16 protein-coding genes and 1 pseudogene are annotated in these 14517 nt (G+C 65.3%); 8 read left to right on the top strand and 9 right to left on the bottom strand.

The window, feature by feature from the left end; genetic code table 11:
* Positions 1-11: 11 nt before the first annotated feature.
* Positions 12-278 carry an accessory factor UbiK family protein gene (locus tag MJ122_RS21435; protein WP_088419929.1) on the bottom strand — a complete coding sequence of 89 codons (267 nt, stop codon included), beginning with the start codon at positions 276-278 and terminating at the stop codon, positions 12-14.
* 23 nt (positions 279-301) lie between these two features.
* Positions 302-2344, bottom strand: coding sequence for an acyltransferase family protein (locus MJ122_RS21430; RefSeq protein ID WP_239745964.1), 2043 nt, complete (start codon positions 2342-2344; stop codon positions 302-304).
* 486 nt (positions 2345-2830) lie between these two features.
* On the opposite strand from MJ122_RS21430, the gene glnK reads away from it, so the two are divergent.
* The 4 genes from glnK (at position 2831) to sutA (ending at position 5487) form a co-directional block, all read left to right on the top strand.
* Complete coding sequence (gene glnK / locus MJ122_RS21425) at positions 2831-3169, top strand: P-II family nitrogen regulator (protein WP_003457590.1); 339 nt, start codon at positions 2831-2833, stop codon at positions 3167-3169.
* Between the two features lie 41 nt (positions 3170-3210).
* Positions 3211-4545, top strand: a complete 1335-nt coding sequence (locus tag MJ122_RS21420) for an ammonium transporter (RefSeq protein WP_026079237.1) — start codon at positions 3211-3213, stop codon at positions 4543-4545.
* Between the two features lie 105 nt (positions 4546-4650).
* The gene (locus MJ122_RS21415; protein WP_088419933.1) at positions 4651-5076 is read left to right on the top strand and encodes a secondary thiamine-phosphate synthase enzyme YjbQ; all 426 of its coding nucleotides are present in this window, start codon (positions 4651-4653) and stop codon (positions 5074-5076) included.
* Positions 5077-5154: 78 nt separating this feature from the next.
* Entirely contained in the window at positions 5155-5487 is a 333-nt protein-coding gene (gene sutA / locus MJ122_RS21410) for a transcriptional regulator SutA (protein ID WP_017520751.1), read from the top strand.
* A gap of 85 nt (positions 5488-5572) precedes the next feature.
* Here the strand turns inward: sutA and MJ122_RS21405 are convergent, their stop codons facing one another.
* The 6 genes and pseudogenes from MJ122_RS21405 to MJ122_RS21380 all read right to left on the bottom strand — a co-directional run bounded on the left by MJ122_RS21405 (position 5573) and on the right by MJ122_RS21380 (position 9231).
* On the bottom strand, positions 5573-6274 hold the full coding sequence (locus MJ122_RS21405; protein ID WP_239745963.1) for an HAD family hydrolase: 702 nt from the start codon (positions 6272-6274) through the stop codon (positions 5573-5575).
* Positions 6271-7176: a tyrosine recombinase XerC gene (gene xerC, locus MJ122_RS21400; protein WP_239745962.1), complete on the bottom strand. Its 906-nt coding sequence runs from the start codon at positions 7174-7176 to the stop codon at positions 6271-6273. Before xerC ends, MJ122_RS21405 begins: the two co-directional genes overlap by 4 nt.
* Positions 7177-7210: 34 nt before the next feature.
* Positions 7211-7912, bottom strand: coding sequence for a DUF484 family protein (locus MJ122_RS21395; protein ID WP_045215418.1), 702 nt, complete (start codon positions 7910-7912; stop codon positions 7211-7213).
* 11 nt (positions 7913-7923) lie between these two features.
* Positions 7924-8754 (bottom strand): diaminopimelate epimerase, encoded by an 831-nt coding sequence (gene dapF, locus MJ122_RS21390; RefSeq protein WP_239745961.1) that lies wholly within the window; start codon positions 8752-8754, stop codon positions 7924-7926.
* A gap of 13 nt (positions 8755-8767) precedes the next feature.
* Positions 8768-9079, bottom strand: a pseudogene (locus MJ122_RS21385) (diaminopimelate decarboxylase); the annotation flags it as partial.
* Between the two features lie 11 nt (positions 9080-9090).
* Positions 9091-9231 (bottom strand): lipoprotein, encoded by a 141-nt coding sequence (locus MJ122_RS21380; RefSeq protein WP_017520757.1) that lies wholly within the window; start codon positions 9229-9231, stop codon positions 9091-9093.
* 152 nt (positions 9232-9383) lie between these two features.
* On the opposite strand from MJ122_RS21380, the gene MJ122_RS21375 reads away from it, so the two are divergent.
* From MJ122_RS21375 to rnk, 4 genes are all read left to right on the top strand, one after another.
* The gene (locus MJ122_RS21375) at positions 9384-10445 is read left to right on the top strand and encodes an AraC family transcriptional regulator (protein WP_239745960.1); all 1062 of its coding nucleotides are present in this window, start codon (positions 9384-9386) and stop codon (positions 10443-10445) included.
* The gene (gene cyaY / locus MJ122_RS21370; RefSeq protein WP_015479506.1) at positions 10442-10777 is read left to right on the top strand and encodes an iron donor protein CyaY; all 336 of its coding nucleotides are present in this window, start codon (positions 10442-10444) and stop codon (positions 10775-10777) included. The genes MJ122_RS21375 and cyaY overlap by 4 nt, the downstream gene beginning before the upstream one ends.
* Positions 10755-10961: a DUF1289 domain-containing protein gene (locus MJ122_RS21365; protein ID WP_239745959.1), complete on the top strand. Its 207-nt coding sequence runs from the start codon at positions 10755-10757 to the stop codon at positions 10959-10961. The genes cyaY and MJ122_RS21365 overlap by 23 nt, the downstream gene beginning before the upstream one ends.
* A gap of 183 nt (positions 10962-11144) precedes the next feature.
* Complete coding sequence (gene rnk, locus MJ122_RS21360) at positions 11145-11549, top strand: nucleoside diphosphate kinase regulator (RefSeq protein WP_239745958.1); 405 nt, start codon at positions 11145-11147, stop codon at positions 11547-11549.
* A gap of 48 nt (positions 11550-11597) precedes the next feature.
* Here the strand turns inward: rnk and MJ122_RS21355 are convergent, their stop codons facing one another.
* Positions 11598-14447, bottom strand: a complete 2850-nt coding sequence (locus tag MJ122_RS21355) for a class I adenylate cyclase (RefSeq protein ID WP_239745957.1) — start codon at positions 14445-14447, stop codon at positions 11598-11600.
* Between the last annotated feature and the right edge of the window lie 70 nt (positions 14448-14517).

Below are 14517 nucleotides of genomic sequence, written 5' to 3'. Positions count from 1 at the left end.
CACAGGGAAGGTTACTGAGGGTCGGCGGGCGGCGACAGTTTGCATTCCAGTTCCGCGACCTTGGCTTCCAGTGCCTCGAGGCGGACGCGGGTCCGAGCGAGTACCACCATCTGGCTGTCGAACTCGTCGCGGCTGACCAGGTCGAGCTTGCTGAAGGCGCTCTGCATCAGAACCTTGAACTGGGCTTCCAGCTCGGCCTTCGGCAGGGGCGATTCGCCACCGAACAGGCGTCCGGCTTGTTGGCTGATGGCATCGAGGAAGGCTTTGGGTGGCAGCATGGTTCGTGGGTTCCGACTATGAATCAGGGCCGGAGTCTAGCATGAGGTGCCTCCTCACCGGGATGACGCTCCGTGGTCTGGGCCGCTTGCTCGGCAGGACCGACCACCTTGGCGAACATCGGCGCCAGCAGGGCGCTGCCGTCCCGATTCAGGTGATTGTCGTCGGTGTACAGCGCCTTTCCGTCCCTGCTGCCGTAGCACTGCCGCTCGTCGCACAGGTAGGGCAGTGGGTCGAGAATGCCGACACCGCATTGTTCGTGGGCACGGTCCTGGACCTGCCAGATGAAGGCATGGCGCTTGCGATAGGCCTCGCGCGTCAAGGTCACGTCGCTATGGTCACCGCGAAGCATCCTCCGGGCCAGGATAGTCGGCACCGTTACCAGTAACTCCGGCACCGGGCGCATCAGGTAGACGGGGCGAGTCCTGGCCAGGTTGCAGACGCTTTCTACATATGCATCGGAGAACTCCTGGAGCGATTCAGGCGTGGCTGTCTTATGGGGTTCTGTCTTGTAGGACAGTGGATGGACCTCTTCGGAGTTGTCCGCGTGGTTATAGCCGAGTGGGTAGACGGACGCCCGATTGATGATGACCAGCGGTAACTTGGCATCCAGACCTGCGAGTGTGCCGGGGAGCTGCGCCTGCAGCTTCACGCAGCCATCGTCCTTATCCGTTGCGGGGTGTTCACGGTTCTGCAGGCCGGTCACTGTCAGGCAGGCAGGTCCCGCGAGGATGAACACACCTTGTTCCCGGGACGGAAGTGCCTTTACCGCGCCACTGACTGCCGCCGTTGCGTGGCTGTCGCCAATCAGCAGCAAACGGATGTCTGGACCGCCGTAGACGCAGGCGGCTGCCGCGCCCAGGCATTCCTTCTTGCGGGGCGTCTCCATCTGCGCTTTCTCCAGCATGGTCAGGATGTCCCTGGGCATGCGCTGGGGCACACCTTCGCTTCTGACCACCAGATTGGCAGCGGTGCCGACCAGCACGACCAGCGCGAGAAGGCTGACCACTGCCCAGCGACGCTTCCAGCGCTGCAGTCTGCGGCGGGCGGGTTGTTCGACGAAGCGGTAGGACAGTTCGCCGAGCGCAAGGGAGAGTGCAACGGCTGCGCCGGTCCAGGCCGTGCGGCCCTGCTCGCCAAAGTGGTGCAGCAACGCCACCAGCGGCCAGTGCCACAGGTAGATTGAGTAGGATCGCTCACCCAGCCAGCGGATTACCGTGTTGGTGCTCCAGTAGGCGTCGTTTCGCCGGGCCTGCAGCACCAGGACGGTGCCCAGGGTCGGTAGCAAGGTGAGATAGCCAGGCCAGATCATGCTGCTGTCGAGCAGGAAGGCTGCACCGACGATCAGTAGCAGGCCGCCAGCCTCCAACGCTCGGCGCGCCATTTCCGGCAAGGTGGTCGAGGAGCCCATCAGGTAGCAGAGGCCCCCCAGGAGTAGTTCCCAGGCGCGACTCTGCAACAGATAGAACGCCTCGTTCGACTTAGTGCGAGCCATCAGCAGGCAGGTGACGAAGGAGGCGGCGAACAGCAGTCCGTGAGCGGCGAGCAGGACGCGGCGGTTCGGTTTCAGTTTCCAGACGGCCGTCAGTAGCAATGGCAGCAGAAGGTAGAACTGCCATTCCACCGACAGCGACCAGGTGTGCAGCAGCCATTTGCTGTGGACCGAGGCATCGAAATAGCCGGATTCCTTCAGGTAGGTCTTGTTCGAGAGGAAGAACAGCGATTGCCGGGCGTGGCGCCCGAGCTTCTCGTAGTCCTCGGGTATGAGCAGTATCCAGCCGGCTACCAGCACGCCCGCGCAGACCACAATCAGCGCGGGCCAGATTCGCCGCGCCCGTGCCCAATAGAAAGAGAGTATGGAGAAGCGGCCCTGCTGCAGGCCTTCGACGATGATGCTCGACATCAGGAAGCCGGACAGCACGAAGAAGACATCGACCCCCGAAAAGCCGCCCTGCAGTCCGCCTATTCCGAAGTGAAAGAGCACCACGGCGGACACCGCCAGGGCGCGCAGGCCATTGATGTCGTTTCGGAACAGGGGCGGTGCTGTGGGGGATTCGGGCTGTTTCATTGCGCAATCGGAAGCTGAGTTTCCTGAAAGCGCGAGAACATAAAGAGATGAGCAAGGCGCCACAACGCGTGGTCGTGCTAGTTAGCCCTATCCGATGCTGATTCGGAAAAGCCCGACGGGATGGAAGGGTGATTGTGGTCGTTTCGAGCAGGGTTGCACGCTTTTTGAGCAGTGTGCCCGCCCGGCGTGCGCGCTTTCGGTGCGCGGAAGCGGCGCTGGCGATTCGCCAGAAACCCCGATTTTGCGCCAAGTGCCTGATGTCATGGGCATTATCACGAACTGGCAAGCTTCATGCTTTGGGGCACATATGGCGTGCACCGATGCAGTTCCGGTGCGGCAGGAGAGGCGGTGGATCGCTTCGATCAAGGCAGTCGGAGTGCTGAGGTAGGGCGGCCGGCGCATTACAAAAGCCAGACACTGCGCTTAGACTTGTCTCCGGGTTCGTTCTTCCTGGGGCGGGTCCACCAAAACACGGGAGAGAGTTACATGAAGCTAGTCACAGCCATCATCAAGCCGTTCAAGCTGGACGACGTTCGTGAGTCGCTGTCCGAGATCGGCGTGCAGGGCATCACTGTGACCGAAGTCAAAGGCTTCGGCCGGCAGAAGGGTCACACCGAGCTGTACCGTGGCGCGGAATACGTTGTCGATTTCCTGCCGAAGGTGAAGATCGACGTCGCCATTGCCGATGACCAGCTGGATCGTGTTATCGAAGCCATCACCAAGGCCGCCAACACCGGGAAGATCGGTGACGGCAAGATCTTTGTCGTAAATCTGGAACAGGCCATTCGTATCCGTACCGGCGAAACCGGCACCGACGCGATCTAAGCCAAGCCCACACCGAACCCCACGCCCCAGGAGAAACAACAATGACTCTGCGCAAATACGCAGGGCTAGGCGCCCTATTGCCCCTCGCAATGCCCGGTCTGGCCTTGGCCGACGAGGCTGCAGCCCCCGTCCTGAACAGCGGCGACACCGCCTGGATGCTGATTTCCAGCGCCCTGGTGCTGCTGATGACCATCCCCGGCCTTGCCCTGTTCTACGGCGGCATGGTGCGCGCCAAGAACGTCCTGTCGATCATGATGCAGTGCTTCGCGATCACCGCGCTGATCAGCATCCTCTGGGTCGTTTACGGCTACAGCCTGGCCTTCGATACCGTCGGCATGGAAAAGGGTGTGGTCAACTTCGCTTCCTTCGTCGGCGGCCTGGACAAGGCCTTCCTCAGCGGCCTGACCACCAGCGGCCTGACTTCCGCCGCCGCGCTGTTCCCTGAGAGCGTCTTTGTGATGTTCCAGATGACCTTCGCGATCATCACCCCGGCCCTGATCGTCGGTGCCTTCGCCGAGCGCATGAAGTTCTCGGCCATGCTGATCTTCACCGCACTCTGGTTCACCCTGGTCTACGCACCGATCGCCCACATGGTCTGGAGCGGTGACGGCGGCCTGCTGTGGGACTGGGGCGTGCTGGACTTCGCTGGCGGCACCGTGGTGCACATCAACGCCGGTATCGCTGGCCTGGTGGCGTGCATCGTGCTGGGCAAGCGCAAAGGCTACCCGACCGCTGCCATGGCTCCGCACAACCTGGGCTACACCCTGATCGGCGCTGCATTGCTGTGGGTAGGCTGGTTCGGCTTCAACGCCGGTTCCGCTGCTGCCGCCAACGGCACTGCCGGCATGGCCATGCTGGTCACCCAGATCGCCACCGCCGCTGCTGCCCTGGGCTGGATGTTCGCCGAGTGGATCACCCACGGTAAGCCGAGTGCCCTGGGCATCGCTTCGGGTGTGGTTGCCGGTCTGGTGGCCATCACCCCGGCTGCCGGTACCTGCGGCCCGATGGGGGCCATCGTGATCGGCCTGGCTGCCGGCGTGATCTGCTTCTTCGCCGCCACCAGCCTCAAGCGCGCCGTCGGCTACGACGACTCCCTGGATGCCTTCGGTGTGCACGCTGTCGGCGGTATCGTCGGCGCCCTGCTCACCGGTGTGTTCGCCGCACCGGCCCTGGGCGGCTTCGGCACCGTGACCGACATCGGCGCCCAACTGTTCACCCAGTTCAAGGGCGTGGCCTTCACCATCGTCTACACCGGTATCGTCAGCTTCGTGATTCTCAAGGTCCTGGACCTGGTCATGGGTCTGCGCGTCACCGAGGAAGAGGAAACCGTGGGTCTGGACCTCTCCCTGCACAACGAACGCGGCTACAACCTGTAAGGGTTCGCGCAAGTTCGACGAAGGGCGCCCTCGGGCGCCCTTTGTTTTTTCGTTCATCACGCTAGAATGCGCGCGCATCACCGTAGCTGACGGAGGAGGCCCGCCATGTGGCAGCAGAAATCCATCACCCTGCGCCCTCGTCCGCGGGGCTTTCACCTGGTCACCGACGAGATACTGGCCGCGCTGCCGGAGCTGTCGAAATGTCGGGTGGGCCTGCTGCACCTGCTGTTGCAGCACACCTCCGCCTCGCTGACGGTGAATGAAAATGCCGACCCCTCGGTGCGCCGCGATTTCGAGCGATTCTTCAATCGCCTGGTGCCCCAGGGCGAGAGCGGCTATGAACATGATTACGAAGGTCCGGACGACCTTCCGGCGCATTTCAAGGCGAGCCTGCTGGGCTGTCAGCTGACGCTGCCGATACAGGAAGGAGGCTTGGCAATGGGCACCTGGCAAGGTATCTATCTGGGCGAGCACCGCGACCACGGCGGGCCGCGAAAGATCATGGCGACCTGGCAAGGCGAGCTTGTATGAATTTTTTCCGGCTGCGTTCGTCAAAGCGCGCAGCTGGGCTATAACTAACGTGCTTTGCAGCACCACAGAGGTTGAATAATGAGCGACGAAGAACTGGAACAGGACGAACTGGACGGCGCTGACGAGGATGACGGCGAGGAGCTCGCCGCAGCTGACGACAGCGAAGTCGACGCCGACAGCGGCGACGGGGATGAAGCCCCTGCTTCCAAGGGCGGTGGCAAGAAAGCCAAGGCCGCTGCGGAAGAAGAGGAACTGCCCTCGGTCGAGGCCAAGCAGAAGGATCGTGACGCGCTGGCCCGTGCGATGGAGGAGTTCCTCAATCGCGGCGGCAAGGTGCAGGAGATCGAGCCGAACGTCGTGGCCGACCCGCCCAAGAAGCCGGATAGCAAATACGGCAGCCGCCCTATCTGATATCTGACGCGACAGCAAAAAGCCCCGCCGCTCCCAACGGAGCGGCGGGGCTTTTTCATGTCCGCTGGTTGCGGCCCTGCAACGATCAGGAGCCTTGCAGTTTGGCCAGGACGCCCGGCAGCTCGGAAAGATTGTGGATGATCGCGCTGGGCGCCTCTTCGCCGTCCCATTCCTTGCGCGCCGGGTTGAACCAGATCGCCTGCATGCCGGCGCGGCGCGCGCCGGCAATGTCATCGCTGGGGTGGTCGCCGATATGCACGCCTTCCTCGGGTCGCACGCCGCCGCGCTTGAGCGCTTCCTGGAACGGGTGCGGATCGGGTTTGCCGACGCCGAGCTCTTCTGCGCACAGGGCGAACTGGAAGTAGTCGGCCAGCCCCAGGCGGCGCACGTCGGCGTTGCCGTTGGTGAGCACGCCGAGGATGAAGCGGTTGGCCAGTTGCTCCAGTGTCGGGTGCACCTCGGGGAACAGCGCCACCTGGTGCCGCGCATGGAGGAAGGTCTGGAACCCGGCCTCGGCCAGTTCACTGGCCTCGGCCTGTGGATAACCCGCGTCGAGCAGGGCGTGGAACAGGATGCGTCGGCGCAGTTCGCTGAGGCGATGCTTGAGCATCGGGTCCTGCTCCATCAGTCGCGAACGGATCGCCCACAGGTGTTCGATGGGCACCGGGCCCAGCTGCTTGGCATTCACCGCCAGCCAGTCGCGCAGGGTGGCCTCCGCGCTGTTCATCACCGGGGCGACGTCCCACAGCGTGTCATCGAGGTCGAAGGTGACCAGACGGATACTCATTCTTCTGCTCCGGGTTTACGGCGTGCCCGCGGGTGCGCCTGGTCATAGACCGTGGCGAGGTGCTGGAAATCCAGGTGGGTGTAGATCTGCGTGGTGGCGATGTCGGCGTGGCCGAGCAGTTCCTGTACCGCGCGCAGGTCCTGGGACGACTCCAGCATATGGCTGGCGAAGGAGTGCCGCAGCATGTGCGGATGCAGGTGCTGGCCCAGCTCGCGCACGCCGGCTTCGCGCACGCGCAGCTGGATGGCTCGGGGTGTCAGGCGCTTGCCGCTGCGGCCGATGAACACGGCGTTGTCCTGGGGCGAGGCGAGGGCGCGCAGCGGCAGCCAGTTCTCGATGGCCTGCCGTGCGGCGCGGCCGACCGGCAACTCGCGCACCTTGTTGCCCTTGCCATGCACGCGCACCAGCCCATCCTTGAGATCCAGCCATTCCAGATCGAGGCCGACCAGTTCGGACAGGCGCAGGCCCGAGGAATAAAACAGCTCAAGCAGCGCCTGGTCGCGGCGGGCGATGAAGTCGTCCTCGACGCCGCCGTCGAGCAGTTGCGCTGTGCGGTCGGTATCCAATGTGCGTGGCAGCTTGCGTGCGCCTTTGGGCGCGGCCAGGCCGTCGGCGGGGTTGTGGCGGCAGCGCCCTTCACGGATCAGGTATTGGTACAGCCCTCTGGTGGCTGACAACAGGCGCGCCAGGCTGCGGCTGGCGAGACCCTGCTGGTGCAGGCGGGCGACGAACATCCGCAGGTCGCGCACCTGCAGCGCGGGCCATTCGTTCAGCGAGGACTTTTCGCAGAGCGCGGCGAGCCGCAACAGGTCGCGGCGATAACCATCGAGGGTATGGACGGACACCTGGCGCTCGCTGTGCAGGTGTTCCAGGTAGGCATCCAGATCGGCTTTGAGCGACAAGCGATCAGCTCCCAGCGGTGAAGGCCCGGCGGGATCAGCGTACCGAGCGCAGTGGCGTGGAGAAGCGCGGCAGGGTCCGCGCGAGGACTTCGGCGACGTAGCCCAGGAACAGGGTGCCCAGCGAGCTCTTGTAGTGTTGCGGGTCGGGGCTGCCGATCGCCAGCACGCCGTGCAGGCCCTGGAAGGTCAGCGGCACCACGGCGGCGGAACCGACCTGCTCGCGTTCGCTTTCGCAGAACAGGAAGGCCAGCTCGTGGGGGCGCAGCACGCCGCAGACGGTCTTGCCGCCCGACAGCAGGCCGCCAATCGCCTGGTGCGCCTCGGCGCTGCTCACCGAGCGGCCGACCGGCAGGTTGTTGTCGCTGAACAGGATCAGGCTGACGTAGGGCACGAGGAACTCGTGGCGCAGGCTGTCTTCCACCGTGCTGACGATCTCCTCCAGGCTGGTGGCGTCGAGCAGGTCGAGCACCAGGCGGCGGGTCTTGTCGAACAGGCGGTCGTTGTCGCGGGCAACATCCATCAGCTGCGAGAGCCGATGGCGCATCTCGATGTTGCGCTCGCGCAGCAGGCGGACCTGGCGTTCCACCAGCGACACGGCATCGCCCGGCTGGTGCGGAATGCGCATCTCCGGGATCAGCTCGTCATGGTCGACGAAGAATTCAGGGTGCCGGCGAAGATAGTCGGCGACCTGTTCGGCTTCGAGCGTAACGGTGGGGTCCTGCGGAGTATCGGTCATAAGCGTCCCGGTTATAGACGTACCTGGCCTTCGAACACCCGCACGGCGGGCCCGGTCATCATAACGGGCTGACCCGGTCCTGCCCACTCGATGGACAACCGTCCGCCGGGAAGGTCGATCTGTACGGGCGATTGCAGCCAGCCCTGGCGGATGCCGGCGACCGCGGCGGCGCAGGCGCCCGTGCCGCAGGCCAGCGTCTCGCCGGCGCCGCGTTCCCAGACGCGCAGGCGCGCCTGGTGCGGATTGACGATCTGCAGGAAGCCGATGTTGGCCTTCTGCGGGAAGCTCTCGTGGATCTCGAGTTTCGGCCCCAGGGTGCGCACCGGGGCGCTGTCCACGTCATCCACGCGCAGCACGCCGTGTGGGTTGCCCATGGAGATCGCTGCCAGTTCGTACTGCTGGCCGTCCACTTCGATGGGGTAGCTCAGCGCTTCGGCGCTGGCCTGGAACGGCACCTGCTCGGGCAGCAGGCGCGGCGGACCCATGTCGACGGTGACCTGGCCATCGTTGGTGATGGTCAGCTCGATCATGCCGCCCTTGGTCTCCACGCGGATGGTCTTCTTCGCGGTCAGGCGCTTGTCCACCACGAAGCGGGCGAAGCAGCGCGCACCGTTGCCGCACTGTTCGACCTCGGTGCCGTCGCAGTTGAAGATGCGGTAGCGGAAGTCGGCGTCCGGGGTGCTCGGCGGCTCGACGATCAGCAGTTGATCGAAACCGACCCCGAAATTGCGGTCGCCCCATTGTTTCACGTGGCGCGGTTGCACATGGGCGTGCTGGCTGACCAGGTCCAGGACCATGAAGTCATTGCCCAGCCCATGCATCTTGGTAAAGCGCAGAAGCATCGTCGTCTCGGCCTCAGTCCGGCAGCAGGCTTTCGCCGGCGAACAGCTCTGGTCGTGTTGCGTGGCGACGCAGCGAATGCGCCGCCGAGCTGTTTGCCAGCACCTCGGCGGCGCGGCCCCGGGTGTTGTCGTTGGAATTCATGACGAAACCATAGGCGCCGACCGAACGGACGGCCAGCAGGTCACCTTCTTGCCGTACGGAATTGCGGAGCCGGGCCTGGAGGCTGCCGGCTTGCCGAATCGGCTTGTCGACGCGCTCGGCGAACGCCGGCGACGACACGTCTGCCGCGAACGGTTGCCCGTCGCGGACGGCGAAGGCGTCCATGGGAAACGCCCTCAGAGACCGTAGCGGTCCTTGCTGTGTTCGTTCTTGGCCTTTTCGTCGTCCGGCAGGTACAGCGGGCCTTTCTGACCGCAGCCAGCGATGGCGGCGGTCAGCAGGGCGATCGCGACGAAGGGAAGCAGCAGTCGCTTCATGGCGGAATCCTTGTAGTAAAGCGTCAATTGCACCGGAGTATACCGACCCCCCGCCGGCTTGCCTATTCGAGCGGACTCCCGCCCGGCGGGGCTTGCGGCTCGCGCCGAAGGGGCCGGTGGCCCTATGATGGCGGGCAAAAATGGAATGCCTGATGGACTATCGCGATCCCCTGCCCAGCTCGGTGTCGGTGGCCTACCTGCAGGGCCTCGTGGAGCACCTGCAGCGCCAGGGCGTGAAGCCGGCACAGCTGCTGGCGACGGTGCACCTGGAGCCGTCGATCCTCGCCCAGCGCGACCAGCGCATCGCCGCCAGCGCCTATCTGGAGCTGGTTGGCGCCGGCGTGCTCCTGAGCGGCGACGACAACCTCGGCCTGCATCTTGGCGAAGCGGTGCGCCCCGGCTACTACGGTGTGCTCGGCTACCTGATCATGAGCTGCGCGACCCTTTCCGACGCCCTGCACCGCCAGGCGCGCTACGCCTCGCTGGTGGGCAACCTGGGCCGTGTCGAGCTGGCCGACGAGCCGCCACGCGGGGGGGGCGAGCCGCTGGTCAGGCACAGCTGGGAGCCGCTGCTGCCGCAACAGCAGCGGCAGATGAGCGAGGAAACCCTGGCCGGCTGGGTCAGCTTCGGCCACTGGGTCAGCGGCGTGGACGAGGCCCCGTTCGAGGTGCGTTTCAGGCACAGCGCCCCGGCGGATGTCAGCGAGCATGAGCGCATTTTCCGCTGCCCGGTGCTCTTCGATCAGCCGGACAATGCCCTGATTTTCCCCAAGCGCCTGTTGGCGCTGCCACTCGGCCAGGCCGATGCCCAGGTGCGGCGCACCCTGGATGCCTACGCGGAACGCCTGCTGGTGGAGATCAACAAGGGCGACAGCGTGCTCGACCGCGCGCGCCTGGAGCTGGCGCGCCAGTTGCCGGAGCAGGGCGCAGACCTGGAGCGTCTGTCACAGACGTTGGCGCTGAGCCCGCGCACCCTGCAGCGGCGCCTGCGCGACAGCGGCCTGTCGTTCAGCCGTTTGGTGGACGAAACCCGCCAGCAACTGGTGCTGCACTACCTGCGCGACCCGGCACTGGACAGCGCCGACCTCGCCTACCTGCTGGGCTTCAGCGAAGCCGGCTCGCTCGCCCGCGCATTCCGGCGCTGGACGGGGCAGAGTCTGGGCCAATACCGGCGTAAACTGATGCCTTTGACTGATCCCGAGGACGATGCATGAGCACTTTGAGCGAGGCCCGCTTCCATGACTTGGTGGATGCCGTACAGGTAACGGTGGAGGACGCCTTCGACGACAGCGACCTGGACGTGGACCTGGAGAATTCCAGCGGCGTGCTGACCGTGCGCTTCGAGAATGGCACCCAGCTGATCCTCAGCCGCCAGCCGGCGCTGCGCCAGCTGTGGGTGGCGGCGCGCTCCGGCGGCTTCCACTTCGACTACGACGAATCCGGCTCGCTGTGGATCAGCGACAGCACCCGCGAGCCGCTGGGCGCGCTGCTCAACCGCGCCACGCTGGAGCAGGCAGGCGAGGATGTCGACTTCCCCGGCATCTGAGCCGCAGGCGAGCGTCGCCTCGCCCTGCTGCCGGCGCTGTTGCCTGGACGACGCGGATATCTGTGTCGGCTGCGGGCGCGCCCTGGGCGAAATCCTGGAGTGGAACGAGGCTGATGGCGAGCGACGCCTGGCGATCCTGGCGGACTGCGAAAAGCGCCGAAACAACCGGCGGCCGAAGTGGTGACTGGTCGGTGTTGCTTATTTTCTGTGCTGTGTTAGTGTCCGGGAAAACCCCGCCTTGGGCGGGGTTTTTCTTTTTTTGGATTTCGTTGCGCGTTCGCCTGGCGAACGTCTTTACTGCCAGAACACCCAGGGCCCCGAACGCGTGAGCGTCCGGGGCTCTCCTGTAAGGAGACTGCCAACCATCATGACCACGACACCCATCACCGTTACTCGACTCGACCTGCAACGTCTGGAGCGCCTGCTCGACAGCCTGGATGAGTACGGTCCCGCGGCCGAGGCGCTGGAGGCCGAGCTGGCCCGCGCCACGGTGGTCGGCCACGACGAGATTCCGCCGGGCGTGGTCACGATGAACTCCACCGTGCGTTGCCGCGAAGAGGGGAGCGGCAAGGAGTACCACCTGACCCTGGTCTACCCGGCTGACGTGAAGGGCGAGGGCAAGGTCTCGATCCTCGCCCCGGTGGGCACCGCGCTGCTGGGCCTGACCACCGGCCAGAGCATCGATTGGCCGGCACCCAGCGGCAAGACGCTGAAGCTGACCCTGCTGGAAGTGGAATACCAGCCCGAAGCGGCCGGCGATTTCGATCGCTGAGTTCTCGCCTGACGAGAGCGTCCCTCCCCGGGCGCCCGCCGCAGCCGCTCAGGCCTCGGCCAGCGCCCGGTTCAGAGCCTGCTCCAGGCTCTGCTTGTAGCGCAGGAAATGCACCGTCTGCAGCTCCCCGCCTTCGCGCATGGCCGACAGGTCCAGGTCGGTGATGTAGCAGGGATAGCGCTCCTGCCCGCGCCGGCGGTCGAGAATATGCCGGGCCACGGCCTGGAACAGCTCGCTGCCGAATTCCAGCTCCGAGAACTCGCGGTGGTTGCAGAACAGCGTGGTGCGCGCGCGCTGGCCTTCGCCCGGCTCGACGATGGCCTGAACGTTGTAGAACGGCATGGCTTCCAGCGGCTGCGGCGTATTGCGTCGCTCGATGCGCTGTGCGCGCTGGTGACCTTCGGTCACCACCTCGTAGAAGAGAATGTCGGCGCCCACCGGTCCCTGGGCTTCCAGTAGCGGTATCACGGCGTTGCGGCGGTACTGTACCGATTGCAGGAAGCGTTGCAGCGGCAGCAGCAGGCCCTCCTCCGTGTCGTATTCCTGGCGGCGCCGCCAGAGGGCGTTGCGCTCATCGAGGATGGTGATTTCCGCGCTGCCTTCATCCAGGCGGTAGAACACCTGCACAGTGTTGGCCCGGCCCAGCGGCAGGATCATGGCGAGGTCGTCGCCCTCCAGCGCGTGCCGGTCCAGTTGCAGGAAGCCGCTGTCGTCCTGGGTGTCGCCCAGGTGCTCGACCAGCGCCGGCAAGCCTTCGATCACCCGGTGACTGACGCTGCCGGGCACCAGGTGCAGCAGGTGGAAATGCTGGCGCACCTGCAGCAGATAGCGCCCGCCCTTGCCGCTGGCAAGCTGGCCGTGGGCATCGCGGAACAGGTCTTCCACGCGCTGGGCGATGGCCGTGGCACGGTTGCGGCAGAAGCAGCGCACCAGCAGGCGCGGTGGCGGAGCGTCGGTAGGCAGCGTATTGAGGAAATCGCGCAGGCAGTCGAGCAAAGCGTGGGGGCCGGCGTAGCGGCTGACCAGCAGCTCGTTCCAGCTGTTGAGGGTGATCTGGTCGAGGGTCAGCACCAGGTTGTCGCGCACGCCGGAATAGCCGAGCGAGTCGGTGCGCTCGGTGGTCATGTGTACGTTCATCTGGCTGTGCTGGCGCAGCGGATCGAGGCCGACGTTCACCAGCAGCAACACTTGCGAAGGCACGGCGCTGCGCAGCAAGGCGCTTTCCGACACTTCATTGAGTGGCAGCGGCACGGCCTGCTGCAGGCAGCCCAGCAGGTTCTGCAGTTCGAACTCGGTCAGGTCGCTGCTGCCCGGTTGCAGGGACAGCCGCGTGGTGGCGTCGATCACGCCGTTGCGGTGGCTCCAGGCGAGCAGCTCCATGAGGTCGCGGGCGCGGCGCAGCGGGGCGAAGTCGGCTATTTCCGCAAGCGACAGGTTGCCGCTGAACAGGGCCCAGTAAGGCGACTTGCCGGCCTCGCCGGCGGGCAGCTGGGCAAGGGTGAGGATGTCCTCGGCCATGTCCGGGGCGATGCCCGGATTGATGAATTCGACCTTGCCGGCCTTGCGTTCGAAGGCAGCATACAGGCGCCGGCCGAGGATGCCCATGTCCCGCGGGTTGATGCCGCTTGCCGCCTGCTGCAGGCGGGCGAACTGCGACAGGAAGCGGTAGCTGTGGGTCAGTTCGTTGACCAGCGCACGACGCTCCAGCAGTACCTGGCGGACCTTCCACTGGCTGCGGCTGTCGAGTTGGGCGAAGGCGCGGCTGTCCCATTTCCAGGGCGCCGAGACGCGCTCCATCACCTTGCGCTGCCAGCTCTTGTGGCCCTGGCGCGGCGGCCGGCTGAGCTTCTTGCCGACCTTCAGGTAGAGGCAGCGGCGGATCAGTTCCAGGCGTTCGCTTTCACCGCGCGCCTGAAGGTACTCCTCCAGGCGGCGGTAGAGCATCACGTAGGGGTCGAGCTCCTCCACGTCCAGGCGCCCGGCGTAGATCGCCTGCTTGTAGCGCAGGCTCAGGCAGGAGACCTGCGGGTGCTCGCTGGCGTAGACCTCGGTGAGCAGCAGCTTGAGTACCGACTTGTAGGGCGACTCGATGCCCTTGAACAGCTGCCACATGCCGGCGCCGATGAACTCGCCCGGCGGGATGTGCGCCAGATGGCCAAGGTCGAGGACGTCTTCGGCACGAATGAAGCGTTTGTTCAGCAGGGTCTGGCAGTACTCGGCGTAACGGTTTTCTTCATAGACCGGCACCAGCCACCACAGTGGCGTGCGGCCGCCGAGCCAGATGGCGGTGCGGTAGAACTCGTCCAGCAGCAGGTAGTGCTGGCTGGTGCCGCAGTCGTCGGAAGTCAGCCGCGCCTCCCGGGCGCCCTGGGTATAGTGCTGCGGGTCGACGAGGAAGCAGTGCACCTCGGCACCCTGGGTGGCGGCCCACTGTTCGAGCAGCTCGCACTTGCGGCGCAGCTCCGCCAGTTCGCGTTCGCTGAGCTCGGATGCATGGCAGACCCACAGGTCCAGGTCGCTCTGCTCGGCCTGGGCGACGGTGCCCAGGCTGCCCATCAGGAACAGCCCGTGGATCGGCAACGGCGGATTGCCGCGACGGGTCTTGTAGCTGAAGGAGCGGGTCAGGCGCTGGGCTTCGGCGAGGATTTCATCGTCGGGGACGAAATTCGACAGCCCGGCGGGCGTACCGGCCGAGACATAGCCGGGCAGCAGCGGGTGGTTCACGTCCAGCAATAGCGGCAACAGCTTGAGAACAAGCTGCTGCCGCGTGGAAAGCGCTTCGCTGGCCCGTTGCAGGCGCGCGGCATTGACCTTGAGGAAACGCTGACGCAATTGCGCCAGCACCTTTCGGTCGATGCCGTCGTCGATGTCCGGGCGAATTTCGTGGGTGAGCGTCATGGCGTACTGCTGCCTGGCCAGCGGCGCCGCATCAGGAAATGCGGCGCTCGGAAGTGTGCCAGTTTATCGC

This window comes from Pseudomonas sp. DP-17, from assembly GCF_022380625.1.
GTDB classification, from domain to species: Bacteria; Pseudomonadota; Gammaproteobacteria; order Pseudomonadales; family Pseudomonadaceae; genus Pseudomonas; species Pseudomonas nitroreducens_A.
Note: the sequence above shows the minus strand (reverse complement) of the source record. Positions and strands in the feature narration are given on the sequence as shown.